The sequence below is a fragment of the Hymenobacter psychrotolerans DSM 18569 genome (genome assembly GCF_900142395.1).
In the GTDB taxonomy this organism is placed as follows: domain Bacteria; phylum Bacteroidota; class Bacteroidia; order Cytophagales; family Hymenobacteraceae; genus Hymenobacter; species Hymenobacter psychrotolerans.
The window spans coordinates 318,656-344,839 of the sequence record NZ_FRAS01000001.1; the positions used below are offsets into that span (position 1 = coordinate 318,656).

At 64.9% G+C, this 26,184-nt stretch carries 22 protein-coding genes; 11 read left to right on the forward strand and 11 right to left on the reverse strand.

Annotated features, from left to right (window positions below; translation table 11 throughout):
- Positions 1-297: 297 nt before the first annotated feature.
- Genes BUE15_RS01305 through BUE15_RS01315 form a run of 3 tightly spaced genes read left to right on the forward strand, consistent with a single transcriptional unit; the run spans position 298 to position 5,923 of the window.
- On the forward strand, positions 298-1,890 hold the full coding sequence (locus BUE15_RS01305) for a BatA domain-containing protein (protein WP_073280882.1): 1,593 nt from the start codon (positions 298-300) through the stop codon (positions 1,888-1,890).
- A complete protein-coding gene (locus BUE15_RS21410) occupies positions 1,887-4,127 on the forward strand; it encodes a DUF4175 family protein (RefSeq protein ID WP_073280883.1) in 2,241 nt (746 codons plus the stop codon). The genes BUE15_RS01305 and BUE15_RS21410 overlap by 4 nt, the downstream gene beginning before the upstream one ends.
- Complete coding sequence (locus tag BUE15_RS01315) at positions 4,124-5,923, forward strand: hypothetical protein (protein WP_073280884.1); 1,800 nt, start codon at positions 4,124-4,126, stop codon at positions 5,921-5,923. Before BUE15_RS21410 ends, BUE15_RS01315 begins: the two co-directional genes overlap by 4 nt.
- A gap of 71 nt (positions 5,924-5,994) precedes the next feature.
- Here BUE15_RS01315 and BUE15_RS01320 read toward each other — a convergent pair whose 3' ends face one another.
- Complete coding sequence (locus BUE15_RS01320) at positions 5,995-6,249, reverse strand: hypothetical protein (RefSeq protein ID WP_139252069.1); 255 nt, start codon at positions 6,247-6,249, stop codon at positions 5,995-5,997.
- Positions 6,250-6,397: 148 nt separating this feature from the next.
- Positions 6,398-6,640: a hypothetical protein gene (locus BUE15_RS01325; RefSeq protein WP_073280886.1), complete on the reverse strand. Its 243-nt coding sequence runs from the start codon at positions 6,638-6,640 to the stop codon at positions 6,398-6,400.
- Positions 6,641-6,772: 132 nt separating this feature from the next.
- Here BUE15_RS01325 and BUE15_RS01330 point away from each other — a divergent pair, with 132 nt between their 5' ends.
- From BUE15_RS01330 to BUE15_RS01340, 3 genes are all read left to right on the forward strand, one after another.
- Positions 6,773-7,360, forward strand: a complete 588-nt coding sequence (locus BUE15_RS01330) for an RNA polymerase sigma factor (protein ID WP_073280887.1) — start codon at positions 6,773-6,775, stop codon at positions 7,358-7,360.
- 50 nt (positions 7,361-7,410) lie between these two features.
- Positions 7,411-8,571: a S1 family peptidase gene (locus BUE15_RS01335; RefSeq protein ID WP_084548746.1), complete on the forward strand. Its 1,161-nt coding sequence runs from the start codon at positions 7,411-7,413 to the stop codon at positions 8,569-8,571.
- A 320-nt stretch (positions 8,572-8,891) separates the two neighbouring features.
- Positions 8,892-9,200: a hypothetical protein gene (locus BUE15_RS01340; RefSeq protein WP_073280888.1), complete on the forward strand. Its 309-nt coding sequence runs from the start codon at positions 8,892-8,894 to the stop codon at positions 9,198-9,200.
- Between the two features lie 86 nt (positions 9,201-9,286).
- Here the strand turns inward: BUE15_RS01340 and BUE15_RS01345 are convergent, their stop codons facing one another.
- Positions 9,287-9,949 (reverse strand): SOS response-associated peptidase, encoded by a 663-nt coding sequence (locus BUE15_RS01345; protein ID WP_073280889.1) that lies wholly within the window; start codon positions 9,947-9,949, stop codon positions 9,287-9,289.
- Between the two features lie 171 nt (positions 9,950-10,120).
- Positions 10,121-11,545 (reverse strand): CehA/McbA family metallohydrolase, encoded by a 1,425-nt coding sequence (locus BUE15_RS01350; protein ID WP_073280890.1) that lies wholly within the window; start codon positions 11,543-11,545, stop codon positions 10,121-10,123.
- Positions 11,546-11,714: 169 nt separating this feature from the next.
- Between BUE15_RS01350 and BUE15_RS01355 the strand changes: the two genes are divergently transcribed.
- Positions 11,715-13,517, forward strand: a complete 1,803-nt coding sequence (locus tag BUE15_RS01355; RefSeq protein ID WP_073280891.1) for a M61 family metallopeptidase — start codon at positions 11,715-11,717, stop codon at positions 13,515-13,517.
- Positions 13,518-13,523: 6 nt separating this feature from the next.
- Here BUE15_RS01355 and treF read toward each other — a convergent pair whose 3' ends face one another.
- The 3 genes from treF to BUE15_RS01370 form a co-directional block, all read right to left on the reverse strand.
- Positions 13,524-15,089: an alpha,alpha-trehalase TreF gene (treF, locus tag BUE15_RS01360; RefSeq protein WP_073280892.1), complete on the reverse strand. Its 1,566-nt coding sequence runs from the start codon at positions 15,087-15,089 to the stop codon at positions 13,524-13,526.
- A 54-nt stretch (positions 15,090-15,143) separates the two neighbouring features.
- Positions 15,144-16,235: a PAS domain-containing sensor histidine kinase gene (locus BUE15_RS01365; RefSeq protein ID WP_073280893.1), complete on the reverse strand. Its 1,092-nt coding sequence runs from the start codon at positions 16,233-16,235 to the stop codon at positions 15,144-15,146.
- A 121-nt stretch (positions 16,236-16,356) separates the two neighbouring features.
- Positions 16,357-16,764: a hypothetical protein gene (locus BUE15_RS01370; RefSeq protein WP_073280894.1), complete on the reverse strand. Its 408-nt coding sequence runs from the start codon at positions 16,762-16,764 to the stop codon at positions 16,357-16,359.
- Positions 16,765-16,960: 196 nt separating this feature from the next.
- Between BUE15_RS01370 and BUE15_RS01375 the strand changes: the two genes are divergently transcribed.
- A complete protein-coding gene (locus BUE15_RS01375; RefSeq protein WP_073280895.1) occupies positions 16,961-18,565 on the forward strand; it encodes a Na+/H+ antiporter in 1,605 nt (534 codons plus the stop codon).
- 18 nt (positions 18,566-18,583) lie between these two features.
- Here BUE15_RS01375 and BUE15_RS01380 read toward each other — a convergent pair whose 3' ends face one another.
- A complete protein-coding gene (locus BUE15_RS01380; protein ID WP_073280896.1) occupies positions 18,584-19,636 on the reverse strand; it encodes a UDP-glucose--hexose-1-phosphate uridylyltransferase in 1,053 nt (350 codons plus the stop codon).
- A gap of 60 nt (positions 19,637-19,696) precedes the next feature.
- Positions 19,697-20,866: a galactokinase gene (gene galK / locus BUE15_RS01385; RefSeq protein WP_073281167.1), complete on the reverse strand. Its 1,170-nt coding sequence runs from the start codon at positions 20,864-20,866 to the stop codon at positions 19,697-19,699.
- A 681-nt stretch (positions 20,867-21,547) separates the two neighbouring features.
- On the opposite strand from galK, the gene BUE15_RS01390 reads away from it, so the two are divergent.
- The 3 genes from BUE15_RS01390 (at position 21,548) to BUE15_RS01400 (ending at position 24,701) form a co-directional block, all read left to right on the forward strand.
- Entirely contained in the window at positions 21,548-22,750 is a 1,203-nt protein-coding gene (locus BUE15_RS01390) for a family 43 glycosylhydrolase (RefSeq protein WP_073280897.1), read from the forward strand.
- An 82-nt stretch (positions 22,751-22,832) separates the two neighbouring features.
- A complete protein-coding gene (locus BUE15_RS01395) occupies positions 22,833-23,795 on the forward strand; it encodes an SMP-30/gluconolactonase/LRE family protein (protein WP_073280898.1) in 963 nt (320 codons plus the stop codon).
- A gap of 264 nt (positions 23,796-24,059) precedes the next feature.
- A complete protein-coding gene (locus BUE15_RS01400) occupies positions 24,060-24,701 on the forward strand; it encodes a response regulator transcription factor (protein WP_073280899.1) in 642 nt (213 codons plus the stop codon).
- A 97-nt stretch (positions 24,702-24,798) separates the two neighbouring features.
- Here the strand turns inward: BUE15_RS01400 and BUE15_RS01405 are convergent, their stop codons facing one another.
- Together BUE15_RS01405 and BUE15_RS01410 are read right to left on the reverse strand one after the other, a co-directional pair.
- Complete coding sequence (locus BUE15_RS01405; RefSeq protein WP_073280900.1) at positions 24,799-25,215, reverse strand: hypothetical protein; 417 nt, start codon at positions 25,213-25,215, stop codon at positions 24,799-24,801.
- 178 nt (positions 25,216-25,393) lie between these two features.
- On the reverse strand, positions 25,394-26,035 hold the full coding sequence (locus BUE15_RS01410; protein ID WP_073280901.1) for a helix-turn-helix domain-containing protein: 642 nt from the start codon (positions 26,033-26,035) through the stop codon (positions 25,394-25,396).
- Positions 26,036-26,184 lie beyond the last annotated feature (149 nt).

The window sequence follows — 26,184 nt, forward strand, 5'->3', positions numbered from 1 at the left end:
TCATCGCGAAGTCGCGGCAAAAGGGCGCAACCACGCGGCCCGGAACCGCGAGCTGGCGCCTTTTTGCCGCGAAGTCGCGGCCGGGCACCGCAACCTTGCGGCGAAAAGGCGCGACTTTGCGGTGCCCGGCCGCCAAAGCAACTGTTTTCGGCGAAGCATGGCGCTCCTGCAGGCCGGCCTCCGGTTGCGCGTGGGGCCGGTTCCTGCGCGTACAGCAACAGGCCGGGGCGTTTCAGCAGCTGCTTTCCATCTTCTCACAAACACCCCGGCCCCTCACCAAGCCCCACCGTCTGACCAATGCCCACCGTTTTTTTCTCTGCTGCCACCGCCGGCTGGCTGGCCCTGCTGGGGCTGGCCGTGCCGGTGGCCATTCACCTCTGGAACCGGCGGCCGGGGCGCGTGGTGCGGGTGGGCAGTGTGCGCTGGCTGGAAGCCGCCGCCAACCGCCGCCTGCGCAACCTGCGCCTGGAGCAGGTGGGGCTGTTGCTGCTGCGGGCGGCACTAGTGGCGCTGCTGGCCCTGGCCGTGGCCGGCCCGGTGTGGCAGCGGCCCCAGCCGGCCCGGCCGGTGCGGGGCCTCGTGCTGCTGGCCCCCGAAACCCTGCACCCCGAGGTGCTGCCGGCCCTGCGGCCCGCCATCGACTCGTTGCGGCGGCAGGGCTACGCGCTGCGCCTGTTTGCGCCGGGGTTCCGGCCGGTTTCCGCGCAGGCCTGGAGCCAGCCCGATTCGCTCAGCCAGCTGCGGGCCCTGCTACCAGCCGATTCGCTGCCGGCCGATGACTACTGGACCCGCGCCCGCCAGGCCGCCGACTCGTTTCCGGTGCAGCCGCTGCGGGTGTTTTCGGGTACCGGCCTGGCGCATTTCGGGGGAGCCCGGCCCGCGCTGCCCGCCCGCCTGACGTGGCAGGCCGTGCCACTGCCGGACTCGGCCCGCTGGCTAACCCAGGCCTATCAGCCCCACCCCGATACGCTTCGCCTGCTCATCGGCCACAGTCAGGAGGAAGCCACTACGTTTCGCACCGTGCAGGTGCTGCGCCCCCGGCAGGCGGGCGCCCTGCGCGTGGCCGGCCTGCCGGGCCTCGCCTATCAGCCCGGCCCCCGGCCCCTGCTGCGGCAGCCGGGCCGGCCGGCCGTGCCCATTCAGACTTCTCCGGTACGCGTGGTGCTGTACGCTGATGCGGCCCATGCGTCATCGGGCCGCTACCTGCGGGCCGCGCTGCGGGCAGCGGCGCTGGGCCTGCACCGGCCGCTGGAGCTGCGCACCGTTGCCGCCACCGATTCACTTCCCTCCCGGCCCGACTGGCTGTTCTGGCTGAGCAGCCAGCCGGCCCCACCGGCGTGGCAGGCCCGGGCCCGGCGCGGCGGCCACCTCTGGGAAGAAGCCGCCCAGGGCACTCCCGTACAAGCCCGGCTCGCCCTAACTGGCTTAGCGGAAGCCGGTTCGGCCATCGAGCTGTTGCAGCTGGATACCAGCCGCGCCCCGGCCCGCGCAACCCCGGTGTGGCCGGCGGGAACCGGCCAGCCCATGCTGCTGCGCGAGGCTTTCGGGCAGGGCAGCCGCTACCAGCTGCGCACCCGCCTGCACCCCGCCTGGACCAGTCTGCCCGAAACCCCTGTGTTCCCGACGCTGCTGCTGCAGGTGCTGCGCACCGAGTCGGAGCCGCCACCCGCCACCGCCCCCCACGACCTGCGCCGCCTCGACAGCCGGCAGCTGGGGGCAGCGGCGGTGCCCGCCGGTCCCGCGCACCAGCCGCCCGCCACGATTCAGCCGGCGCCGCAGCAGCTGGCGCTGCGCCGCTGGGCGGTGCTGGCGGCGCTGCTGCTGTTTGCGCTGGAAAGGTGGGTTGCCCGTCGTATATCTGCTTCGCCTTCTTCCGCTGCCACCGCATGAGTCCTATCACCACTACCACTCAGTCGGGCCCCGAGCAGCTCCGGCACCTTGCCCGCCGCGAAGCCCGCCGCCGCACGCTGGCGCTCCTGCTGCTGGCCGGCGCGGTAGGGCTGGCCGCTGTGGCCTGGGCCCGGCACTGGCCGGCCGCGTGGCCCGCCGTGGGCGCCGGACTGGGGGTGCTGCTACTGGCCGTTGGCTACGGAATCTACCGGCTTCAGCAGCCGCGCCTGCCCGCCCTGGCCCGCCGCCTCGACCGGCTGTATCCGGAGCTGGAAGACAGCACCGGCCTGCTGTTGCACCACACTGATGCCCCCGCCCTGAACCTGCTGGAACAGTTGCAGCGCCAGCGTGTGCAGGCACGGCTAACGGAGCTGCAGGAGGCCCGTCCGCACCTGCTGCCGTTTTCGTGGCGGCCCGTGGCTGTGGCCGGCACGCTGCTGGTGCTGCTGGCGGCGGGCAGCGGGCTGTACCGCCCTTCCACTCCGCCGTCGGCAGCCCTGGCAGTTCGTTTCCCCGATGCGCCGGCGGCCGCACCGGGCCAGGCAGCCCCGCCGCGCCTGCTCGAAACCCGGGTGCTGGTGACGCCGCCCGCCTACACCCGCCGCCCGGCTTTCGCTCCGGCCAGTCTCTCGTTTAGCTGCCCTGTGGGCTCTCGGGTGCGCTGGACGGTGCGGGTTTCGGGTGCTGAAGCCGGCGCGCCGGTGCTCGAATTGGGCCGGCAGCGCCTGCCGTTTCGGACCGTAGCGGGCCAGCCGCTGGAATTTGTGGTGGAAACCCAGGTGGCCGCGTCCGGCCTGTACCGGCTGCGCTTTGCGGGGCAGACCTCCGACGACTACGCCCTGGAGGCCCTGCCCGATCAGGCCCCGACGCTCCAGATCCAGACGCCGAAGCCCTACACCCTCATTGAGTTCGGGCAGCGCCCGCAGGTAGCGGTGCGAGTGGCAGCACACGACGACTACGGCCTGCTGGACGCGCAGCTGGTAGCAACCGTGGCGCAGGGCCAGGGCGAGGCCGTGAAGTTCCGGGAAGTGGTAACGGACCTGAGCGGCAGCCTGAGCGGCCAGCCGCGGCAGGCCACACTTGCTGCCCTGCTCCGGCTGCCGGCCCTGGGCCTCACCTACGGCGACGAAGTGTATTTCTACGTTCGTGCCCGCGACAATGCCCGCCACCTCAGCCGCTCCGACACTTACCTCGTGCAGTGGGAAGACACTACGGTGCAGGACGGCCTCACCGACCTCTCGCTGGGAGTGAATGTGGTGCCGGCGTACTTCCGCAGCCAGCGCCAGATCATCATTGATACCGAAAAGCTGATGGCCGAGCGCGCCACGCTGCCGGCTGCCACCTTCGCCGACCGCGCCAACAGCCTGGGCCACGACCAGAAGATTCTGCGCCTGCGCTACGGCAAGTTTCTGAGTGAGGAGTTTGAGGGCAGCATCGGGGAAACGGCAGGCCCGCCCGCGGCGCAAAAAGACTCCGCCGACGACCACGCGGACCATGACGACCACGCGCACGAAAACCCGGCCGACCACGCCGGCCACGACCACGGCACCGCCGGCCAGGCCACCGGCGAAGACGCCAACAGCCCGCAGGCCCTGATGGACCCCTACCTGCACAAACACGACGACTCGGAAACCGCCGACTTCCTGGAGCCCGCCGTGAAAGCCAAGCTGCGGGGCGTGCTCAACCAGATGTGGGAAGCCGAATTGCGGCTGCGGCTGGCCAAACCCGCTGAGGCCCGCCCCTTCGAGTACCGCGCCCTGCGGCTGCTCAAGCAGGTGCAGCAGCAGACCCGCGCCTACGTCCGCAAGTCGGGCTACGAGCCGCCAGTGCTGCCCGAAGCGACCCTGCGCCTCTCCGGCGACCTGGCCGGGGCAGCGGCACCTCGCCTTTCTAAGCAAGTCCCGGCGCCGGCCACCCAGCCGGAAATCCGGGCAGCTATACAACGGCTGGCGGCCCTGCAAACCGGCCAGGCCGCCACGGCCGCTGATGCGCTGCTGCTGGAGCGCGCCGGCCAGGCCGTCGCGCAGGCCGCGTTGCAGCGGCCCGGTGCCTACCTGCCGGCCGTGCGGGCGCTGCGCCAGCTCACTACCGACATCCGGGCCGGCCGCGCGGCGTGCTCCACCTGCTTCGCCCCGGCCGAAAAAGCCCTGACTTCGCTGCTGCCGGCCCCGGCCGCTGCTCCGCTCCGCTCTCCCCGCCCCGACCGGCTGGGCCAACGCTACCTGCAAGCTCTATGATATTTTACCTGCTCCTGGGTAGTTGCCTGCTGCTAGGCCTGGCGCTGGCAGTAGCCGCATGGCGCCGCCCCGACCCGCGCCGCCGGCTTCCCCGGGCCCTGGCCACCGTAGTCGCCATTGGGGCATTGTGGCTCATGGCCTATCCGCCCCACACCACCCGCCTGGTCCGGCAGGCCGAAGCCATTCTACTCACCGACCAGTATCAGCCTGATACGTTACGGGCCCTGCTGCGGCGCCTGGGCCCTGGCACCCGTATCTGGCGCTACCAGCCTGATTTCGTTGCCACCGGCTCAGCTCCTTCCGACACGCCTGCTGTTGCCCGGCTGGCAGCCCTGGCCGAGCAACAGCCCGCGGTGCAACGCCTGCACGTGCTGGGCACCGGCCTGCCAGCGGCCGTACTGCCGGCCCCGGCAACCATGCAGCTGATGGTGCACGCCCCACCGGCCCGCACCGGCTTCCGGACAGCCCACTGGAACCGCAGCCTGGCGCTGGGGCAGCCACTGCTGATAGAAGGTTTTTTTGAGTCGGCAAGTCGCGCGCCGGTCTGGGTCCGGCTGCAGGCGGCCGGCACCGTTCAGGATTCTGTGCGGCTGCCTGCCGGACAAGGCGCTTTCCGGCTACGCTACACCCCCAAAACCGCGGGCCGACTGGTAGCCATGCTGTCGGCGGGCCCTACCGGCCGGCTGGTAGCTCGGGAGCCGGTGCCGGCCGAAGTACAGCCGCCCCGCCCGCTCCGGGTGCTGGTGCTGGCGGCTACCGCTTCGTTCGAGCTGAAGTTTCTGAAAAATCAGTTGGCTGCTCAGCAGCATGCCGTGGCGTGGCGGGCGGGCATCAGCCGGGGCCTCACCCAGACGGAGTTTAGCAACCACTCGCCGACCGACCTCAGCCGCCTCTCTCCCACTTTGCTCGCCCGCTACGACGTGGTAGTAGCTGATGCTGCAGCCCTGACCAGCCTGTCCTCCTCGGAAGCACAGGCCCTGCGCGCGGCGCAGCAGCAAACCGGCTTAGGAATGGTCGTGCTGACTGATGCCGGCCCCACCGCCAGAAACGCCTTCCTTCCGTCTACCATCCGGCTCGTGGCACAGGCCGGGGCTACTGCTGAACGGCCGCAGCGGCTGGCCCAGCTCCCGGCCGCGGCCGTAGTGCCGGCCACGCTGCAACTAGCCGGCCCTGCGCGGGCATTGATTTCGGTAGCGGAATCGGCGCGGCCGGTAGTGGCGGCGCAACGCCTGCGCCTGGGTACCGTGGTGGTTTCTACGCTGCCTGAAACCTACCCCTGGCTGCTGCAAAACAAAGCGGCCCTCTACAACAGCTACTGGAGCCGCCTGCTGACTGCCGCCGCCCGCCCTACCCCGCCCGCAAGCCATTGGGCAGCGCTGGAGCCCTGGCCAAAGCCTGGCCTGCCGCTCGGGCTGCAGCTTAGCGCGGCTACGGTTGCTACCCGGCCGCCGGTTGCGGCCGATGCGGCCGGGCAGCCGCTGGCGCGCCTGGCGCTGCAGCAGGATAGCCGCCTGCCGGAATGGAGCACTGCCACGTATTGGCCTACCCAGGCAGGTTGGCAGCAGTTTGAGCGGCCCGGGCAGGCCAGCCAGTGGCTCTACATTTTTGATAAGCACGACTGGCTGGGTCCGCAACAGCACGGCTGGGCTCAGCTGGCCCGCACTGGCAGCCGCCTACCACCGCACATTGGCGCCACGCCGGCCCCGCAAACAGCAACCGATGCCTGGCCGATAGGGTGGTTTATGGCGCTGTTTGTGCTGGCGGCCGGCTTTTTGTGGCTCGAAGAGAAGCTGTAACGCCCAGACCAGTGCCTGCAAAAGCAGAAACGGCCCGCCAAGGCCGTTTCTGCTTTTGCAGGCTATTTCGGCTAGTAGCGTATGTCGGGGTGGCCGCCGAGTTTCGCGTCTTCCGCGTCTCCGATAAGGTAGTCCCCTACCTTATACACGATGCTGGTGACTGGCGGCAGCAGTAGCTCGCCCTGGGCTGATGCCAGGCCGTCCGCCCCGGTATCGCCACCATTTTCAGTGGGTTGCGGGTCGGCGGAGTTGGTAGTGGATGGCGTGCTCAGCACAGGATTGCGTTTTAGGATGGGGTATTCGGGCAGTTCAGGATAGAAACTCACCACAAAGATTGCATTTTAAATATTGAATGCTTAAATATTTCGTGATTATTTCTTGACACTGTGATTACGCACCACACAAAAAGGCCCGCCTTTCAAATGAAAAGCGGGCCCTTTGCTCTCAGACCGGCTAAAAGCCAGCCTCAGGAAATTACTTCTGCTCGGTCGTGGTGGTCGTGGTGGTCGACGAAGCCTCGGTGGTAGCAGCGGGAGCCGTGGTAGTAGCAGCCGTGGTGTCAGCCGACATAGCCGTCGTGTCCGTAGCAGCAGGAGTAGTGGTTTCTACGGTGCCGGTTTCGGTGGTGGTGGTTTCTTCGGTAGTAGCGGGCTTCGACTCGCAAGACGACAGAGCTACAGCGAAAAACAGAGCAGATACCTTGAGAAGGTTCTTCATGGTTGTGGTAAGTTTGAAAAATTTGTCTGAAAACCCCCTTCATACTCTTCAGTAAAGAAGGTAACCCAAGGCATAAATATTTTTTCGGGCGGGGTTACTTCACCTCCATCCTTGTATTAACGACCAAAGTGAATGGCGAAGGCCACTGCTTCCTATACCGACGACGAATTCGTGGCGGCCATCCGCCGCGGCGACGACCGGGCCCTGGCTCAGCTCTACCGGCTGCACCTCCCCATGGTTTCGCACTACGTGCTGCAAAACAGCGGCACCGAAGACGAGGCCAAGGATGTTTACCAGGAAGGTGTTATGGTGTTTTATGAAAAGGTGCGCGACGGCTCGCTCGAGCTTAGCTGCCAGATCAAAACCTACCTCTACGCCGTCTGCCGCCGGCTATGGCTCAAGCGGCTTGCCGAGAAAACCCGCTTCGGCGGCCGCCTCGACGACCATGAGCCGTACCTGGAAACCGGCGCGGAGGCCGATTTGCTGGAAGCGGAGGAGCGCGACCGGCGTTTTGCCACGATGGGCGAGGCACTGGAACGACTAGGGGAACCCTGCCGTTCGCTTTTGGAAGGCTTTTACCTGCTCGACAAGTCGATGCAGCAACTTACGGCCGAGTTTGGCTACACCAACGCCGACAACGCCAAGAATCAGAAATACAAGTGTCTGGTGCGTTTGAAAAAACTGTTTTTCACCCATTACAAGGAAGAAGAATCGTTCTGACCTACTGCCCCTGACCTGCCAATGCGGACCTCACCCACCCGCCTCACCCTATGATGACGGAAGCTGACTATTACGCTTTATTTGAGGCTTACCAGCACGGCGAGCTGGCGGCTCCGGCACGCACCGATCTGGAGCGCCGCCTGTCGGCCGACCCTGTGCTGGCGCAGCGCTACGCTGATTTCACGGACCTGACTTCTACCCTAAGCAGTTACGGGCAGCGCCTGAGCGCCCGCCGCAAGCTGCGCGCCATCCAGGCCGACCTGGATGCGGAGCAGGCCGTGAAGCTGGCCGCCGATGACGAAGTGCTGGAAACCGGCAACCCACAGATGCCGCAGCTGCATATTTCGCGCACCGAGCAGAAGCTGCGCGAATTCTGGCAGGGGCACCGCGCTACCATGATGGTAGCCGCTTCGGTGGCGGTGCTGGCCGTATTCACGACGCTGCTGGGCCTGGAGTGGTGGAAAGCCCGCCAGCAGCCCACACAATACGGCTACACCATGCTGCGGCGCGATGTAGACCGCATCAAGCGGACCCAGCGCGTGATGAACAAAGCCATCAATCAGATAGGCGCGGCCCCGGCATCCATCAATCCGGGCAAATTCAGCGGTACGGGCTTCGCGCTTACGTCTGATGGCTACCTGGTCACGAGCTACCACGTTATCCAGGGGGCTGACTCGGTGCTGATTGAGGGCCGTGACCGGCGGCGCTTCCGGGCCGAGCCTGTCTTCTCCGACGTAGCCCACGACCTGGCCATTCTGCGCATCAAAGACCGAAACTTCACCGGCTTTGGCCGTTTGCCTTACTCGTTTAAGCGCGGCACGGCCGAGCTGGGTGAGAAGATTTACACGCTGGGCTACCCGCGCGAAGACCAGGTGTACAACGACGGCTCACTGAGCGCCCGTACGGGTTTCGAAGGCGACTCGGCGTTTTATCAGATCAGCATCCCGGTGAACCCGGGCAACTCGGGCGGCCCGCTGCTGGACGACCGGGGCAACCTGATTGGCATCATCAGTGGCCGGCAAATGGACGTGCAAAGCGCGGCCTTCGCCACCAAGTCGTCGTATCTGATGAAGCTGGTGGACTCGCTGAGTGCCATGAACACCCTGCAGGCCTACAGCCTGCCGCGCACCAACCAGTTGGCTGGCAGCTCCCGCCCCCAGCAGATCCGCAAGCTCCAGGACTATGTGTTCGTGGTGAAGGTGTATGAGTGAGACGCTGCGCGGCTGCGCCCCGGCAAAAAATGAAAAGCCCGGCCTTATGGCCGGGCTTTTCTGTGGCGGCTTCTGCCGGCGGCCCTCACAGCTTCGCAGCCAGTAGAAGTACGGTCCATACGGGCAGCGCGAGCAGCTGAACCGTACCGCAGACTACCGTTTAGCTAGTTGGAGCGGGCTGTTTGAGGGCGCTGATTTTTTTATCTATTTCACCCGAAAAACCCGCTGGCAGGACAGCCCGGACGTCGGTTTCCGCGTATAGTCCCTCCGGAGCCGTCAGCGGCTTCTATTCGTTCCATCTTCTTTCGATCCTGCGCTTTATGGCAAACCAACTCTCAAACGTGGAAAAAGAAATCGAGAAGATTCTGCCCGAAGACATTATTAACGCCCTGCAAAGCGGCTACAAGGTGTTTCAGGGAGAATCCGACCAAATCGACGACCTGATTAAAAACAGCGGCATTCTGCTCAAAAAGGCGTCGCAGCGTTTCACTACCACCCAACTCATTCTTGGCATTGCGGGGGCAGCTATTATTGCCATTATTGCCGCCAAAAAAGCTGCCGATGCTGTTTCGGACGACCACGACATTGCCTCGGACGACCACAAGCATACCAGCGCCAAGCCCGCCTAGCGGCCCACCGCCCTGACACAGTAAAAAGCCCTCTGCCATGTCTGGCAGGGGGCTTTTTCGTGACACCGAACTTACATACCCGCTGCTTATGCGGCTGCCAGCACGTCGGCATCGTTGTTGGCCGGCGAATTGACCCGGGTGGTTACGGCGTAGGCACGCATCAGGTCTGCGGGGTATGGCTGCAGCAACTGCTGATGCTCAGCCAAACTCACGGCGTCGTCCAGCCAGGCCAGCTCGGCCTCGCGGCCCTGCAGGATGACGGGCATGCGGTTGTGGATGGACGCCATCAGCTCGTTGGGCTCGGTGGTGACGATGGTGAACGTAGGGCGCACCTCGCCGGTCTGCCGGTCCACCCACTCCTCCCAGAGGCCCGCGAAGGCAAACGGCTCCTCGTTCTGCAGCAGAATGCGGTGGGGCACTTTGCCGGCGGCCGTTACCTGCCACTCATAGAAGCCGTCGGCGGGCACGAGGCAGCGGCGGCGCTGCAGCAGCTGCCGGAAAGACGGCTTGTCGACCAGGGTTTCGGCGCGGGCGTTGATGGGCTTGGGGGCCGCTTTCAGGTCTTTCACCCAGCCCGGCACCAGGCCCCATTGCAGCAGCTGGATCTGGCCGGGCTCAGTGTTCAGAATTACGGGAAGCTGCTGCGACGGCGCGGCGTTGTAGTTCGGCGTAGCTTCGGCCTTGAAGGTAGCCTCGAAGCGTTTTTCCAGCACGGGGCGGGGAGCAGTGGTAGTATAGCGGCCACACATAAGCGAAGCGGGTTCAGAAAGCCAGAGAGCAGGAGAAATTATCGTTTTGATAACGCTGTTCTGAAAGCCCGGGTTCGGCGTCGAGTGCCGGCGCAGGCGTTTTGTGGCAGCAAAAAGCCCCGGCTGCTCAGGGCCGGGGCTTTACAGAATCAGGGAGTTGCGGCAGGCTTTTTACTCGGCCACTACCAGCTTGCGGTAGGTAGCGGCTCCGTCCTGGGTCAGCCGGATGGTGTAGAGGCCGGCGGCCAGCTGGCTCTGCGCCGTGCTCAGCTCGTAGGCGTGCGGGCCGGCGGCCTGCCGCTCGGCGCGGGCCAGCGTGTGCACCGGGCGGCCCAGCGCATCCAGCACTTCCAGCGTGACGGAAGCCGAGGCCGGCAAGGCATACGACAGCGTTGCGCTGCCACCACTTACCGGGTTCGGAAACACCTCCAGCCGCGCCAGCTCCTGCCCGGCCGCGCTGGACAAAGCCGACGTGCGGTTGTACCAGATCGGCGACGTCACGATGCGGTTGCCGTCAGCCTGTACGATGATGGCATAGTAGTAATAGCTGGAGTTCAGGACGTTGGTATCGGTGAATGTGAGGGCGGCGGCACCGGCCGGGGCAGTGGCCAGCACCACAGCATTGACGCCGTTGCCGGGTACGCCGCGCATCAGTGTCAGGGACCGGACGCCTTCGTTATCGGTATCAGCAACCGACACGCTGATGGCCGCGTTGGTGCCGCCCTGCAGGATGCTGCCCATTGGCTCGTCGTTCAGCATGAAGTTTACCTGCGCGTTCCAGTCGTCGGAGGCGTAGAAGCGGCGGGCGCGCAGGGCCTGCATCAGGCTGGCTTTGGTGAGCGAAGGCGCCAGCACCACCAGGCGGCCCGGCGTGGTGCGCCCGAACGTGGTGTTGTGGTTGTCGTGGTCGAGGCTGATGCCGACGTGGTAGCCGCGGGCCAGCAGGCGCTGGTAGGTGCTTTCGTAGGAGCTGGTGCTGGGGTTCGAATACGTGATGTTGGTGGACGTGGCCGGGCCGGAGCGCAGCACGGTACTTACCACGGCGCTGTCGGCAGTGGGGCTGAAGGTGCCGCTGGCCAGGTTGCCGTAGTCGCCGGTCTGGGGGTGGGCCAGCATGGCAAAGGCGCCCGGCCGCCGGTTGATTTCCTTGAACAGCGCCTGGTAGTTGCTGCGGGGCACAAACACGTCGAAGTTGCCGGCTTCCCAGCCCAACAGCTGGTCTACGCCATACACCAGCACGTGGCCGCCGCCCGAAATAACGCCCCATTCCATGCCATAGAGCGCCACAAACGAGCCATCGACGGTGGCGCTGTCGGCCTGGCGCAGGCCGCGGGCGTAGTTGGCGAGCCGCATGCCGGCCTGGCTGTGGTTGTGCTCCGAAATTCCCAGAAAGTCGAAATGCAGCGAGGCATCGGCAAAGCTGTAGTTCTGCAACGGCGTGGCATAGCCGGTGCGGGCCTCATCCTGGTTGCCATCGGAGTAGCTGGAGTGGGCGTGCAGGTTGCCGTAGTAGAAGTTGTAGGTGGCGGGAGTTTGCGCGCGGGCCAGCGCCGCCCAGCCGCACAGGGCCAGGAGCAGAGTAAAGGGTTTCAGCATGTTGTAAGAGGTGTGTAGTAGCAGAGCGAAGCCCAAAGATACCGCTTCCGGCCGGCACACTCCGCACCGCTCTACTTTCCCGGCGGCAAAGGCGCTTTGTGGCCCCGGGCGCAACGCTGGCCGACTTTCCGCATCCTTTCGCCTGGATGTATCTGTATCTTGCCGCCCTATGAAACTCCTTTCCCGACTCGCCGCCCTGGCCGCCCTCCTGACTGTTCCGCTTGCGGCAGCCCTGGCACAGGCCCCGCTCACTTACACCATCAGCATGGACCCGGCCGCCAACAGCAACGAGTTTCAGGTGAAGCTGGAGCTGCCGGCCCTCAGCAAAGAACAAGGGGTGTACCAGTTTGCGGCCACCGCGCCGGGCACCTATCAGGTGATGGATATTGGCCGCTTCGTGCGCACGTTTGAAGCCTTCGACAAGAAGGGCAAGCCGCTGGCCGTGAAGCAGCTTTCCACCAACCAGTGGCAGCTGCTGAAACCCGAGAAGACGCGCGAAATCCGCTATACCATTGCCGAAACCTGGGACACGCCCGTGAAGGAGCACGCCGTGTACCGCATGTGCGGCTCGTCGCTCGAAACCGACCACGCCCTGCTCAACGGCCAGACCATTCTGGGCTATCCGCAGGGCTGGCAGGCGCGGCCGCTGCGCATCAAGCTGAACTATCCGCAGAACTGGAAAATCGGGACGGCGCTGACGGCCGATGCGCAGGGCTACTACACGGCCAACACCTACGACCACGCGGTAGATTCGCCGTTTCTGCTGGGCCGCCTCACCCAGGCCAAAACCATGCTCGGCACCACCGAGGTAGACCTGTTCTGCTACTCGAAAACCGACCAGGTGCAGGCCGAGCCGCTGCTGAAGGAAATGCAGCAGATGCTGAACGCCGCCCAGCAGTTTCTGGTGCAGCTGCCGGTGCAGCGCTACACCTTCCTCTACCACTTCGACGACGTGAGCAACGGGGCCTGGGAGCATTCCTACAGCTCAGAATACGTGCTGCGCGAGGAGCCGCTCACGCCCGAGTCGGCGGCGGGCATCACCAGCATTGCGGCCCACGAGTTTTTCCACGTCGTGACGCCGCTCAACATCCATTCCGAAGTTATTCAGCAGTTCAATTTCGTGCAGCCCACCGGCTCCGAGCATTTGTGGCTGTATGAAGGCACGACCGAGTGGGCGGCCGGCATGATGCAGCTGCGTGGCGGACTGATGCCGCTGGAAAAGTATCTGCAGGAGATGAGCAGCAAGATTGCCTACGACCACCTCTACGCCGACACCACCTACTCGCTCAGCCGCCTCGGCCTCAACTCTTTCTCCGATGAGGGGCAGCGCCAGTACGGCAACATCTACCAGCGCGGGGCCCTCACGGCGGCCCTGCTGGATCTGCGCTTATTGGAGCTGTCGGGTGGCAAGCGCGGGCTGCGCGAAGTAATCCTGGACCTCACCAAGCGCTACGGCCCCACCAAGCCCTTCGCCGAAAAAACATTCTTCCAGGACTTTACCCAGCTCACCTACCCCGAAATCGGCGACTTTTTTGCGCGCTACGTGCAGCAGGCCCAGCCCCTGCCCCTGACCGACTACTACGCGAAAGTGGGCGTGCAGTACTCTCCGGTTCTGCGCACCGGCCGCCAGCTGGCCAGCCTGGGCACCAGCTTCAAATCCGATGAAAATGGCATCGTGTTCGAGCAGGTAGGTCCTGAGCTGAAAGCCTGTGGCGTGGCCGACGGCGACCAGCTTGTGGCTTACCAGGGCGAGGCCGTGACCCGGGAAGGCATGCGCGCTTTCCTGGCCAAAACCAAAGCCAGCCAACCCGGCCAGGCATACACCCTCACGATTCGGCGCGCCGGGCAGGAGAAACAGGTGAAGTGCAAGCTGCTAGGCAACGAGGAGGTGAAGCGCTACCAGCTGACGGCCCTGCCCAACCCCACCCCTGCCCAACTGGCGCTACGCCAGGCCTGGCTCAAGAATCTGTAGGCCGGCTTAGCGACGTGCTTTTTGGCTGTCTAGAAATTTCAGCAGCACGCCATTGGTCCAGCCGAAGCCGTCTTGCAGCGGGTACTCGCCGCCGCCGGCAGGCAGGTGCGTATCTATTACGTTGTATTTCTCCAGCAACTTACCGGTTTGCTGAAACACACGCGCGTTCAGGCGTACCCACCGGTTGCTGACGGTATCGGCGAGTGCCGGGTGGCGGGTGCGCCGGAGGCCCTGCACGGCTATATACTGGAGCGGGGCCCAGGCATTGGGGGCGTCCCATTGCTGGCCGCTGGCCGTGAGCGTGGTGAGCAGGCCACCCTCTTTCAGGAAGTCGCGCTGTAGACCGCTGACCACCTGGCGGGCCTGGCGCGGGGTAGCTACCTCAAAGGCCAGCGGAAACAGGCCGGCCAGCGTGCGAATAGCGGCGGGGCGGCGCTGCGTCAGGTCATAGTCGGTGAACCAGCCGGCAGCAGGGTTCCAGCAATACAGCTGAATGGCCTGGCGGCGCAGCCGGACTTTCTGCTCCCATTGGCGGGCGGTGGCGCGCTGTCCCTGTACGGCGTAAGTGCGGGCTATGGTTTCTTCCAGCGTCAGCAGCAGGCAGTTCAGGTCGACGGGCACCAGCTCAGTGGTGCGAATAGAAGCCAGTGTACCTTCCTCTCCAAACCAGCGCGTACTGAAGTCCCAGCCCGAAGCGGCCGCCGCCCGAATGTTGCGGTAGAACTGCGGGGCCGGCTGCTTGCTGTGGCGGGCCGCCTCCACGTCTTCCACGTAGGATTCTTCGCGCGGCTCGGTGCTGTCGTCCCAGTAGCGGTTGAGCAGCTCACCGCCCCGCAGGCGCACCACGCGGCGCGTGGCCGTGCCGGGCGCCAGCGAGTCGGCGCCGGCCATCCAGTAGGCGTATTCGCGCAGCAGCGGGGCCTGGTAGCGGCGCAGCACCGTATCGGACTGGGCCTCGGCCAGCAGCTGCACCATCAGGGCGAAGAAGGGCGGCTGCGAGCGGGTGAGGTAGTAGGTGCGGTTGCCGTTCGGGATGAAACCGTACTGGTTGATCAGGTAAGCGAAGTTGTCGGTCATGCTGCGAACCAGCGCCGTGCGGCCCGCCTGCTGCAGCCCCAGCATCGTGAAATAGGAATCCCAGTAGTACACCTCCCGGAACCGGCCGCCGGGCACCACGTAGGGCCGGGGCAGCGGCAGCAACGAACTGTAAAGCGTCGTTTGGGTTTCGGGCTGGCGCTGCAGCACGGTCCAGAGCGTATCGAGGTGGGGGCGCAGGCCGGCGGCTACATTACTCTGGTAGGCCACGGCCGCACCGTCGGGCACCCGGAAATGGGCGCGCACAAACTGCTCCAGCCTAAAGCCGGGCGTGTCTTTCTGCTGCTGCCACGCGGCCAGGATAGTAGCCGGGGACTGCAGCGGCACGGCGTCCACAAAGGTCTTGTTATCAGGAAATATCCGGCCGAGCTGTACCGCCTCAAACAAGCCCGGCAACAGCTGCCGGGGCGTAGGCTGCGCATACCCGCCAGTGGTCAGCAGCAGGCCGGCGCAGAGCGTAAAGAGCAGTTTTCTCATCTGCTCTTTAACGGCCCGGGCCCGGAAAGGTGAAGAGCCGACGCCGGCAGCAGCTTACGCCGGCTCGCCGCGGGGCAGCTCAATGGTAAACGTAGTACCCTGATTCTCTACGCTCTGGCACTGAATCCGGCCTTTGTGCAGCTCCACAATGCTTTTGATGATGGACATGCCCAAGCCGGTGGTTTTCTCGCCGCGCAGCCCCGGGCGGCGGGCAGGCGTAAACCGCTCAAACAGCACGGGCATCAGGTGCTCGGGAATGCCGATGCCGCTGTCGGCGACGGTGATGAGGACGCGGCTGGGCTCTTCGGCTACGCTGACCTCAATCCGGCCGCCATCGGGCGTAAACTTGATGGCATTGGACACCAGATTGTTGATTACCTGCATCACCTTGTTGTTGTCCAGCTCGACGTAAATCCGGGGGCTGGCCGGGCGGAACAGGAAGTTCTTGGCCAGATTCACCTCGGAGCGCTGGTACTCTTCCAGCACCTCGCGCAGCTCAGCAACCAGGTCCACCCGCTCAATCTTGAGGTCTACATTCGCCGACTCCATAAACTCGTTGTCCACGAAGTCCCGGATCAGCGTGACGCTGTCCTGGCAGGTATTCTTCATCACGCGCAACATGCCGTCGAGCATCTCATCCTGCAGCGGCACCACTTTCTCGCCCACAAACTCGGCCAGCTGCTGCATCATCACGAAGGGGCCGGCCAGGTCATGCGACAGGATTTCGAGCGTAGCGTTCTTCTTCTTGTTGAAGCGGTCCGCGTTTTCCCGGTATTCGCGGGCGCTGGTGGTATCCTGTATGGTGCCACTGAGGTAGGTCCGGCCGTCGGCCTCGCTTACGCGGGCCGCCGTGCAGCACAGCCACTGAATGCGGCCATCAGGATGGAGCAGCCGCAGCTCTACATCTTCCAGAAAAGAGCCGCGCAGCAAGTGCCGCAGGCAGCCGTCAGCATAGGCCTTGTCGTCGGGGTGCACCAGGGCCAGCAGGTCGGGCAGGTCATCGTTGACGGCGGCGGCCGGGCGGCTGGTTATTGTTTCGTAGGCCGGGCTCACGTACAAAAACCGCCGGGTTTCCAGGTGATAAATGTAGTACAGCAGCTGGCTACGCTCAGCAAGCGGACGAAACAGAGCAACAAAATCTACCATAAATCAGGCGCGCAACTTGATGTTTTAATCCCAACCGGCACGGCAGGAACCGATATAGTGCAGTGGCTGCGCAGGGCTGGTGGCAGGACAGCCCACAGGTGCCGGCCCGCCACCAGCCGTATCAGCGCAGATGTTCCTGTCGCCGCTGCAGCCATACACAAGCGGAGGCGACATCATCGAAGGTAGCGACCAGCGGACTGCGAACAGGTTGCAGCAGCGTTTCGGAAGACGTACGAGCCGGGAAGCTCCGCGGATACACCCACGCCATGTAACGCAGCCCGGCCACCCGCATCTGCTCCAGCAACTCAAAAGACCGCGCCGAAAGCCCGGTGGACTGGTGCGTGATGGAGCTGTTGTCGTTAAGGATTTCAGAGCAGTGCCAGGTTTGCATCACCTGCGGCATCAGCTGGCAGGCGGCCCAGGAGCTTTCCCGGGTGTGCTCGCCCCGCCACTCGGCATACAACCACTCGTTTTCGTGGTCGTAGCTCAGTACCAGTCCTTCTGTTTCGAGTATTGGCTCTAGCTGCATAAAGTGCCTGCGGCGCCGGCCGCCACGCTGCAAATATACGCCACCGGGCCGCCGGTGAGTCGGGCAGGCGGCTAACTTCCTGTAAGGTGCCGGCACTGTATACTCCCGAGGTAAGCAGGCGGTTTCCTTTGCGCCGAACCGCTACCTTTTCGGGCAAATTGCTCTGTTTTCCGGCCGCTCCGGCGCCCCGTTCCCTATGCACGAAGACGTACTACTTGTTCTGGGTCTGCTGTTTATAATGCTGCTGCTCGTGATGCTGAGCCAGCGCCTGCGCATTTCCTACCCTATTTTTCTGGTGCTGGGCGGCCTGGCGCTGAGCCTGGTGCCGGGCCTGCCGCGCATCGTCATCGACCACGAGCTGATTTTTCTAATTTTCCTGCCGCCGCTGCTTTACGAAGCCGCCTGGTATACCTCGTGGCACGACTTCTGGCGCTGGAAGCGGCCCATTGTGCTGCTGGCGTTTGGGCTGGTATTCTTCACATCCACCATCGTGGCCTACGTGTCGCGGGCCATGATTCCGGGCTTCACGCTGCCGCTGGGGTTTCTGCTGGGCGGCATTATCTCGCCGCCCGATGCCGTGGCCGCTACCTCCGTGCTCAAAGGCATCAAAGTACCGCGCCGCATCACTACTATTCTGGAAGGCGAAAGCCTCATCAACGATGCCAGCAGCCTGATTGTGTTTCGGTTTGCGCTGGCGGCGGTGGTATCGGGCACGTTTGTGTGGCAGCAGGCGGTGGGCACGTTTCTGCTGGTCAGCAGCATGGGGCTGGTGGTGGGGCTGGCCGTGGCGCAGCTGTTCTACTTCATTCACCGCTACCTGCCCACCACGCCCAGCATCAACACGGCCCTGACGTTTATTGCGCCGTACTCCATGTACCTGCTGGCCGAGGAGTTTCACTTTTCCGGCGTGCTGGCCGTGGTCAGTGGCGGGCTCCTGATGTCGTACCATTCGCACCGCGTGTTCGATGCCAACACCCGCCTGCAGTCTACCAGCGTGTGGGCCAGCGTGGGCTTCGTGCTGAACGGGCTGGTATTTATTCTGATTGGGCTGGAGCTGCCGGTGGCGGTAGAAGGGCTGGGCTCCTATTCGCTGCAGCAGGCCATCATCTACAGCCTGGTCATCAGCGTAATTGTGATTGTGATTCGGCTGGCCTGGATGTATCCGGCGGCGTTTGTGCCGCGCTGGTTCAGCAGCATCCGGGCCTCGGAGCCCAGCCCCGGCTGGCAGGGCACCCTTATTCTGGGGTGGGCCGGTATGCGCGGGGTCGTGTCGCTGGCTTCGGCGCTGTCGGTGCCGCTGCTGCTGTCGGGTGGGCAGGCGTTTCCGCAGCGCAACCTGATTCTGTTCATCACCTTCGTGGTTATTCTCGTGACGCTGGTGTTCCAGGGCCTTACGCTGCCGGCCATCATCCGCTTCACCCGCGTTTCGGAAAACGACACCCGCATGCCGGCCGATGAGCAGGAAGCCGGCATCCGGCTGCGGCTGCGCGCCGCCGCGCTGGCGCACATGGGCCAGCACTACACCACCGACATGCGGGAAAACGAGCTGATCAGGTCCCTGCACCAGCGCATGCACGCCGAGGCCCAGCGCACCGGCAACCTGCTCGAAGCCCTGGACTACGACGACTCGAAGCGCCAGGCGCTGAAGCGCTACCACCAGGTGCTGCTGGATGTGCTGCGCGTGCAGCGCGAAGAGCTGCTGTTGCTCCGCCGCGAAGGCCGGTTCGAGGACGAAATGCTCCGCCACCAGGAAGCCCAGCTCGACCTCGACGAAGCCAAAATCAGCCACATGCCGCACTAAGTGCAACCTGCCCCGCTCCTACTCGGCCGCAGCTTTATAGTGCGCTTCCGGGAGGCCGCGCAGGCGCTCCGCACTAAATTCCGGCGTGATGTCGCGCTGCGGGTTGCCCAGCATTTCGTAGCCCACCATAAACTTGCGCACCGTGGCAGAGCGGAGCAGCGGCGGGTAGAAATGCAGGTGCAGGTGCCACTCGGGGTGCTGCTGCCCATCGGTGGGGCGCTGGTGCAGGCCGGCTGAGTACGGGAAGGAAATCTGGAACAGGTTGTCGTAGCGGATGGTGAGGCGGCGCACAACGTCGGCCAGGGCCGTGCGCTCGGCGTCCGTGAGCTGCGCCACGTCCTGCACCGGCCGGCGGGCTACCACCAGCGTCTCGAAGGGCCAGACCGCCCAGAACGGCACCAGCACCACAAAATGCTCGTTTTCCAGCACCACGCGCTGCTTGTCGCGCAGCTCTATTGCCAGGTAGTCGCTGAGCAGGGTGCGGCCGTGCTTTTCGTAGTAGGCCAGCTGCTGCACGGTTTCCTTGGCCGGCTCGGTGGGCACGGTGCGCTGCGCCCAGATCTGGCCGTGCGGGTGCGGATTGGAGCAGCCCATCACCTGGCCCTTGTTCTCGAAAATCTGCACGTAGTTGATATCGGGGCGGGCGCCCAGCTCCTGATACTGCGCCGCCCACAGGTCTACTACTTCCCGAATGGCGGGCAGCTCCATTTCGGGCAGCGTCAGGTCGTGGCGCGGCGAGAAGCAGATGACGCGGCAGATACCCGATTCCGCCTCCGCCCGCAGCAGGCCGCCCTCATCAATACTGCCGGCCGGCACATCGGCCTGCAGCGCCCCGAAATCATTCTCAAACACAAATGTGGAAGTGTATTCGGGGTTGAGGATGCCGCCGGCGCGGGTATTGCCGGGGCAGAGGTAGCAGGTGGGGTCGTAGGCGGGGCGCACTTCGGGCTCGGGCGTTTCCTGCTGGCCCTGCCAGGGCCGCTTGGAGCGGTGCGGCGACACCAGCACCCACTCGCCGGTGAGGGCATTGAAACGGCGGTGCGCGTGCTCGGTGCTGTCGAAAGTTGTCATGGGTGCTGGGCTGAAAAGGAGGGATACGGTGGATAGAATGGCGGGCGGAAGGCGCAGCGGCTACCGCCCGCCCGGCCCTATCTCCGACACGCCGCCGACGCTGGTGGTCTGGTAGGTTTCGGGGACGCGCCCGAAGCGCTGCTCAAACGCGGCGCCCACCTGCCCGATAAAGGCCTCTACCTGCTCCGGCGCCACCAGATTGATAGTACAGCCCCCGAACCCGCCGCCCATCATGCGCGCGCCGTACACGCCGGGCACCTGCCGGGCGGCTTCCACCAGCACGTCCAGCTCTTCGCAGCTTACTTCGTAGTCGTCGCGCAGGCCGGCGTGCGAGGCGTACATCTGCTGCCCGAAAGCAGCCAAGTCGTGCTGCTCCAGGTGGCGGCAGGCGGCCAGCACCCGCTCATTTTCGCGCACCACGTAGGCGCAGCGGCGAAACGTGAGCGGGCCCAGCTCGTCGCGGTGCGTTTCCAGCTGTTCCAGTGTGGCATCGCGCAGGCTCTGCACCTGCGGGTAGTGGCGGCGCAGTATCTCCACGCCCCGCTCGCACTCCTGCCGGCGCTTGTTGTACTCGGAATCGGCCAGGCTGTGCTTCACGCCGGAGTTGCAGAGCACAATGCGGCAGGCCTGGGTATCGAAGGGGAAGTAGTCGTATTCGAGGGAGCGGCAGTCGAGGCGCACCACGGAACCCGCCTGCCCGAACAGGCTGGCAAACTGGTCCATGATGCCGCACATGACGCCAGCGTATTCGTGTTCGGCTTTCTGGGCGGCGTGGGCCAGTTCCATCTTGTCGATGCCGGTGCCCAGCAGCTGGTTCAGCGCAAAAGCCAGCCCGCACTCCACGGCCGCCGACGACGACATACCCGCGCCAATCGGCACGTTGCCGCCAAATACGCAGTCGAAGCCTGGCACGGCCACGCCGCGCTTCTGCAGCTGCGCCACTACTCCCAGCAGGTAATTGGCCCACTGGGTTTCGGTGCGGTGCACCTGGTCGGGGGCTATGGCGCAGGTTTCGTTCAGGTCGTGCGACACCAGCCGGATTTGCGCTTTCTCGCTCAGGCTCACCGCGAAGTATAGCTCCTTATCAACGGCCGCCGGCAGCACAAAGCCCTGGTTGTAGTCGGTGTGCTCGCCAATCAGATTGACCCGGCCGGGCGCCCGCACCAGCAAGGGCGCGGCATAGCCGAAATGACGTTCGAAAGTGGCAGCAACGGCAGACGGGGTAGACATAGGCGGGCTCTGAGACAGGGTGAAGGAAAGCGCGAACAGCATGGAAGCTACGCAGATTCGGGGCGAAAGGCCAACGCGCCGCCACTACGGAGGAGCTGCGCCACGGTGAGTACCGGCTCACCTGAACCGGCACCTGCAGAGCGAGTTTTATCGGGCTGGGTGTGCTTTCTACCGACGCAATAGGGGAGTTGGGCAAAAAACAGATAGGAGAAGGAGTCAATTTTCCGGTGTTGTTTACCTTTGAATAATTACAGGAGCAACACATTCAATTTTTTCACAGTTTGTTCCTGTACAAGGTCTTACCGCATTTTTCAAGCAGCCCACAAGCCCGGCAGTTGGGCTAAACTTTCTTTTCTTAGTACCAAAAACAGCCGCGCTTTGGCCTGCCTTTTGCCCGACGGCTCCCCCAGACGGCACAGTGCATCAGTCCCGCCGCCGCCAACTGACCTATCAGGGCCCTACCTCACTACATCCCTCCGCTTTGTCTTTCGAACTGGAACCCGGAACTACTATTCCTCTGCCGGACGCCCGCTTGCTGGTTGACCGGCCCGAGCCGCTTTTTGCCAATGCGCCGGTAGCACCGGCTCCCGTTGTCTACGACCAGCTGGTGCTGCCCGGCGACTTCCCCGACCCGACCATTGCCCAAATCGGGGATACGTACTGGGCCAGCGCCACGTCGGCATGCTGTGCGTGGCCGTGGCCAGCGCCGACCACCCCGAAGGCCCTTACACCGACCACGGCCCGCTGGTGGGCGAAGAAGCCGGCTCCATCGACGGGTTTCCGATTCGGGACGAGCACGGCGTGCTGCACCTGGTCTGGAAAAACGACGGCAACAGCCGCGGCGAGGCCACCCCGCTCTGGGCCCAGCCCATCGACGAAAAGACGCTGCAGCTGACCGGTGAGCGGCACGAGCTGTTCCGCAACGACGCGCCCTGGGAAGGTCCGCTGGTGGAAGGCTCGGCCATGGTGCGCCACAACGGCTACTTCTACATGTTCTACGCCGGCAACGCCTGCTGCGGCAAGTACTGCACCTACGCCGAAGGAGTAGCCCGCTCGCGCACCTTGCTGGGCCCCTGGGAGAAGTGCCCGCAAAACCCCATCCTCACCGACAACAGCACCTGGAAATGCCCCGGCCATGGCACCGTGGCCGAGAAAGACGGCCGCTGGTTTCTGCTGCACCACGCCTACCACGCCGACAGCCATGAGTTTGTGGGCCGCCAGGGCCTGCTGAGCGAGTTTACCTGGAACGCCGAAGGCTGGCCCCACTTCGTGAACAACAGCCCGCAGGCCGCGCCCCTGGCAGATGTGCGCACCATGAACGTAGCCGACAACTTCGAGGGCGACGCGCTGGGCCTGAAGTGGCAGTGGCCGATTGGCACGCTGCCGCGCCTGGCAGTGGCTGATAATGAGCTTCGACTGGGCGCCAATCCCGCCCGCCTAGGCACCGTGGTGGCCCGGCGCACCTACGCCGCCACCTACAGCACCAGCGTCCTGCTCGATGCCACTACCCTCACCGAAGGCACCTTCGCGGGCCTGGGCGCCGTCGGCGACCCGTACAACGCGCTGGCCCTGGTAGCCGGCGACAATATGCTGCAGCTGTGGCTGGTGCGCATGGGCAAAAAGCATCGCCTGCTGGAAGTGCTCTTCGAGGAACCCTGCGCCACGCTGGGGCTGCGCCTGGAGTGCTGGGGCGGCAGCCGCTTCCGCTTCTCGTACAGCCTCAACCAGGGCAAGCTGTGGGAGCCGCTGCGCACCGATGCCTACGCCATCAACGGTACCTACCTGCCGCCCTGGGACCGGGGCGTACGCGTCGGGCTGATTGCGCAGGGCGAGGAAACCGAAACGGTAACGTTCCGGCGGTTTTCGCTGCGCAACCTGCGCTAGGCGGCCGGCACGGGCGGCGGCAGGGGCAACAAGCAGGCGCGGGCTTGCGTCTGTATAGGAGTGTGCACCTATTCCGTTCCCGATGATGCCTCTGCTCTCTTCCCTCCCAATCAGCTGTTCTTCGCTGGCGCTGCTGCTGCTGGCTGGCCTTGTGGTGGGCGCCTGCGCCTCCTCTTCTACCCCAGCCGAAACCACCGGCGAGCCGGCCCGGCGCAACCTGGCGGCCGGCGACGCCACGCCTACGCTGGTGGCGCGGCAGTTCAAGTTCACGGAAGGCCCGGCCGCCGACAAAGCCGGCAACGTGTTCTTCACAGACCAGCCCAACGACAAGATCTGGAAGTACGACACCAACGGGCAGCTCAGCGTATTTCTGGCGAAGTCGGGGCGGGCAAACGGGCTGTACTTCGACGCGCAGGGCAACCTGCTGGCCTGCGCCGATGAGAACAACCAGCTCTGGTCGATTGCGCCCAACGGCAAGCGCACGATTCTGCTGCGCGACGTGGACGGGCGCCGCCTCAATGGCCCCAACGACCTGTGGGTGCACCCCAGCACCGGCGCCATCTACTTCACCGACCCCTACTACCAGCGCGACTACTGGACCCGCACCGCCCCCGACCCCAGCCTGGGCGGCCAGAAAGTGTACTGCCTGCCGAAGGGCCAGAGCCAGCCGTTCGTGGTAGATGATACACTTGAGCAGCCCAACGGCATCATCGGCACGCCCGACGGCCGGCAGCTCTACGTGGCCGACATCAAAGCCAACAAAACCTACCGCTACCAGATTGCCGCCGACGGCCGCCTCTCCGGCCGCCAGCTGTTCGTGGAAATGGGCTCCGACGGCATGACCCTCGACAGCGAAGGCAACGTGTACCTCACGGGCAAGGGCGTCATGGTATTCAGCCCCGCCGGCCGCCAGATTCAGCACATCGAGGTGCCGGAAGAGTGGACCGGCAACGTCTGTTTCGGGGGCGCCGACCGGAGCACGCTGTTTATTACGGCCTCGGAAGCGGTGTTCGTGCTGCCGATGCGGGTGCGGGGCGTGCAGTAGGTGTCTGGCTTAGCCGGCGGGTAGGTTGCCGGACAGATTGGCCCAGAGGCGGCACACCTTATACTTGCTTTTGTATAAAAATTTCCAAATATACCCATAACACGGTATTGCTTGCTGCCCATACCAGGGTTACTTTAGCAGCCTACTGCTCCGGCGCCGACTACACCTTATAGACCGGCGTTTTCTACCCTGCCTATTGCTATTGCTGCCCGTTTCCTGCCTGTCGGGCAGGCTTGTTTGTGTGTCCTTATCACCCGAGCGCCAATGGCTATTCCTGTTTTCGACTGTGGCACGGTGCTGGTAGCCGCGCCCCCTTCCCTGCACCGCCAGGGCCTGCTGGCCACCCTGGAGGAGCATTGGCCGGCGCTGGCCTGCACCGTGCTTCCCGACCCGGACCAGCTGCCGGCACTGGTCCGGCAGCAGGCTTACGCGCTGGTGGTGCTGGATAGCGCGCTGGGCGGGCCGCCACTGCCGGAGCAGCTGCGGCGGCTGTGCGGCATCCGCAGCTGCCAGCCGGTACTGGTGCTTACCGGACGCCGCCTTACGCCACCCTTGCGCCAGCAGCTGCAGCAGGCCGGGGCCAGCGCGCTGCTTTGCCACGATGTAGCGCCCGCCGCCCTGGTTGCCACTATCTCGGCCCTGCTCACCAACGACGCAGCCGGAGGCAGAGCCAGCGCCCATACCGTGTCCCGAACCAGCACCCCTCCTACCCCCTTCAGCACGCGCGAAGTGGAGGTGCTGCGCTTGGTAGTAGCCGACCTCTGTAACCAGGAAATAGCCGACAAGCTGTTTCTGAGCGTGCGTACCGTGGAAAGCCACCGCCGCGCCCTGCTGCAGAAAACCGGCGCCAAAACGCTGGTGGGGCTGGTGGTGCAGGCCGTGCGGGAAGGCTGGGTGGGCATGTAAAACACTACTTCTTTGCCAGGGCACCTACACATAACCGCCCGCCCCGGCAGTGCCGGAACGGGCGGAGTAGCCAGCAAACGCGGGTAGAGACGCCTACTTAGGCCGTCAGGGTAGCGCGGTGGGCCGTGACTTCGGCAATGGCCTGTTGCAGCTCGGGTACCTGCACGGCCACCTGGCGGGCATCCACGGCGAGGCGGAAAGCCGTGACGGGGTTCTGGCTGGTGCGGGCACCCAGGTCGCCGCGGCGCTTCACGTAGGCGCGCAGGTCGGCTTCGGCGCGGGGGCGGCGCTTGCTGTCGGCAGCCATAGCGGCCAGCTCGCGGTTGAGGTCGGCAATATCGCGGTCCAGGGTCTGGGCTTCCTGGTTAAGGTCGGCGGCCCGGTCGGTGGCTTTTTCGTCGCGGTGGTCATAGTTGGTTTGCCGCACGGTGAAATCTTTCAGCTCCGTTTGCAGGTCGTCCAGTACGTCGTCGCACTGGGCCTGGGTGGTGAGCAGCTTTACGGGGAATGCCATCGGGATAAAGGAAAAAATGGAAAATAGAAAAAGGGCTCCAACCGTGGAGCTTGTGCAAGTATTATCATAAGCCGGCACTAAATCAACCTCCTTTCAGCTCCCGTACCGCCCCATTTTGAGCAGACAAGCCCCGCCAACATCCTATTTTGACAATTGCCACTGGCAGCCGCCGGCACGGCTACTCTCCGGCCGGCACCTGGCGGCCCAGCAGTGGCGTGAGGGCCGCGGCTTCGGCTTCGAGGGCGGCCACGCGCAGCAGGGCCAGCGCCTGGGCGGCGCGCCGGGCCGGGGTGGCGGCGCTGCCGCCAATATCGGCGGCCAGCACCGCCAGCCAGCGGCCGAGGTGGGCCTGCTCGGCGGCGGCGGTTGCCTCGGCCGGGGGCAGGGCGGCCCGCAGCAGCGCCAGCCCCCACTCCCGCCGCTGCTGCAACGCGCTGCCCTTGCCGGCCTGGTGCAGCGCCAGCCGCAGGCGGGCGGCCTGGGCCCGCACCTGCAATAGCCGGCGGCGCAGCGGCGCGGCGTCCGGCGCGCCGCCCAGGTCGGGCAGCGCGGGCAGGGCCAGGGGCGGCAGGGGCTCCGGCACCCCAAAGCGCGGCGCGGCCGGGCCGTGGCCGGTGGGCGGCGGCAGCAGCGCCGCCAGGTACCCGAGCCGCCTACTAACGGCGGCCGTGGGCGGGCGGCGGCCGGCTTCCAGGTGGGCCACCAGCCCCCGCGTGACGCCGAGGTAGCGGGCCAACTCCTCCTGGCTTAACCCGAAGTGCGCGCGTACGGCGGCTTCCAGCGTATCGGAGGGCAGGGAGTGGGTAAGCGGGCGGGCCATTGGAGAAGCTTGTAGCGGACTGCTGGGAAAATAAGAGGTCTGCTACGGATTTTGTAGCAGACTATTAGGGAAAATTTTGATTCGCTACAGAAGCTGCCAGTCGCGCAGCGTTATTGGGGCTAAAGATTCAGTGCTGACACGGAGGGATA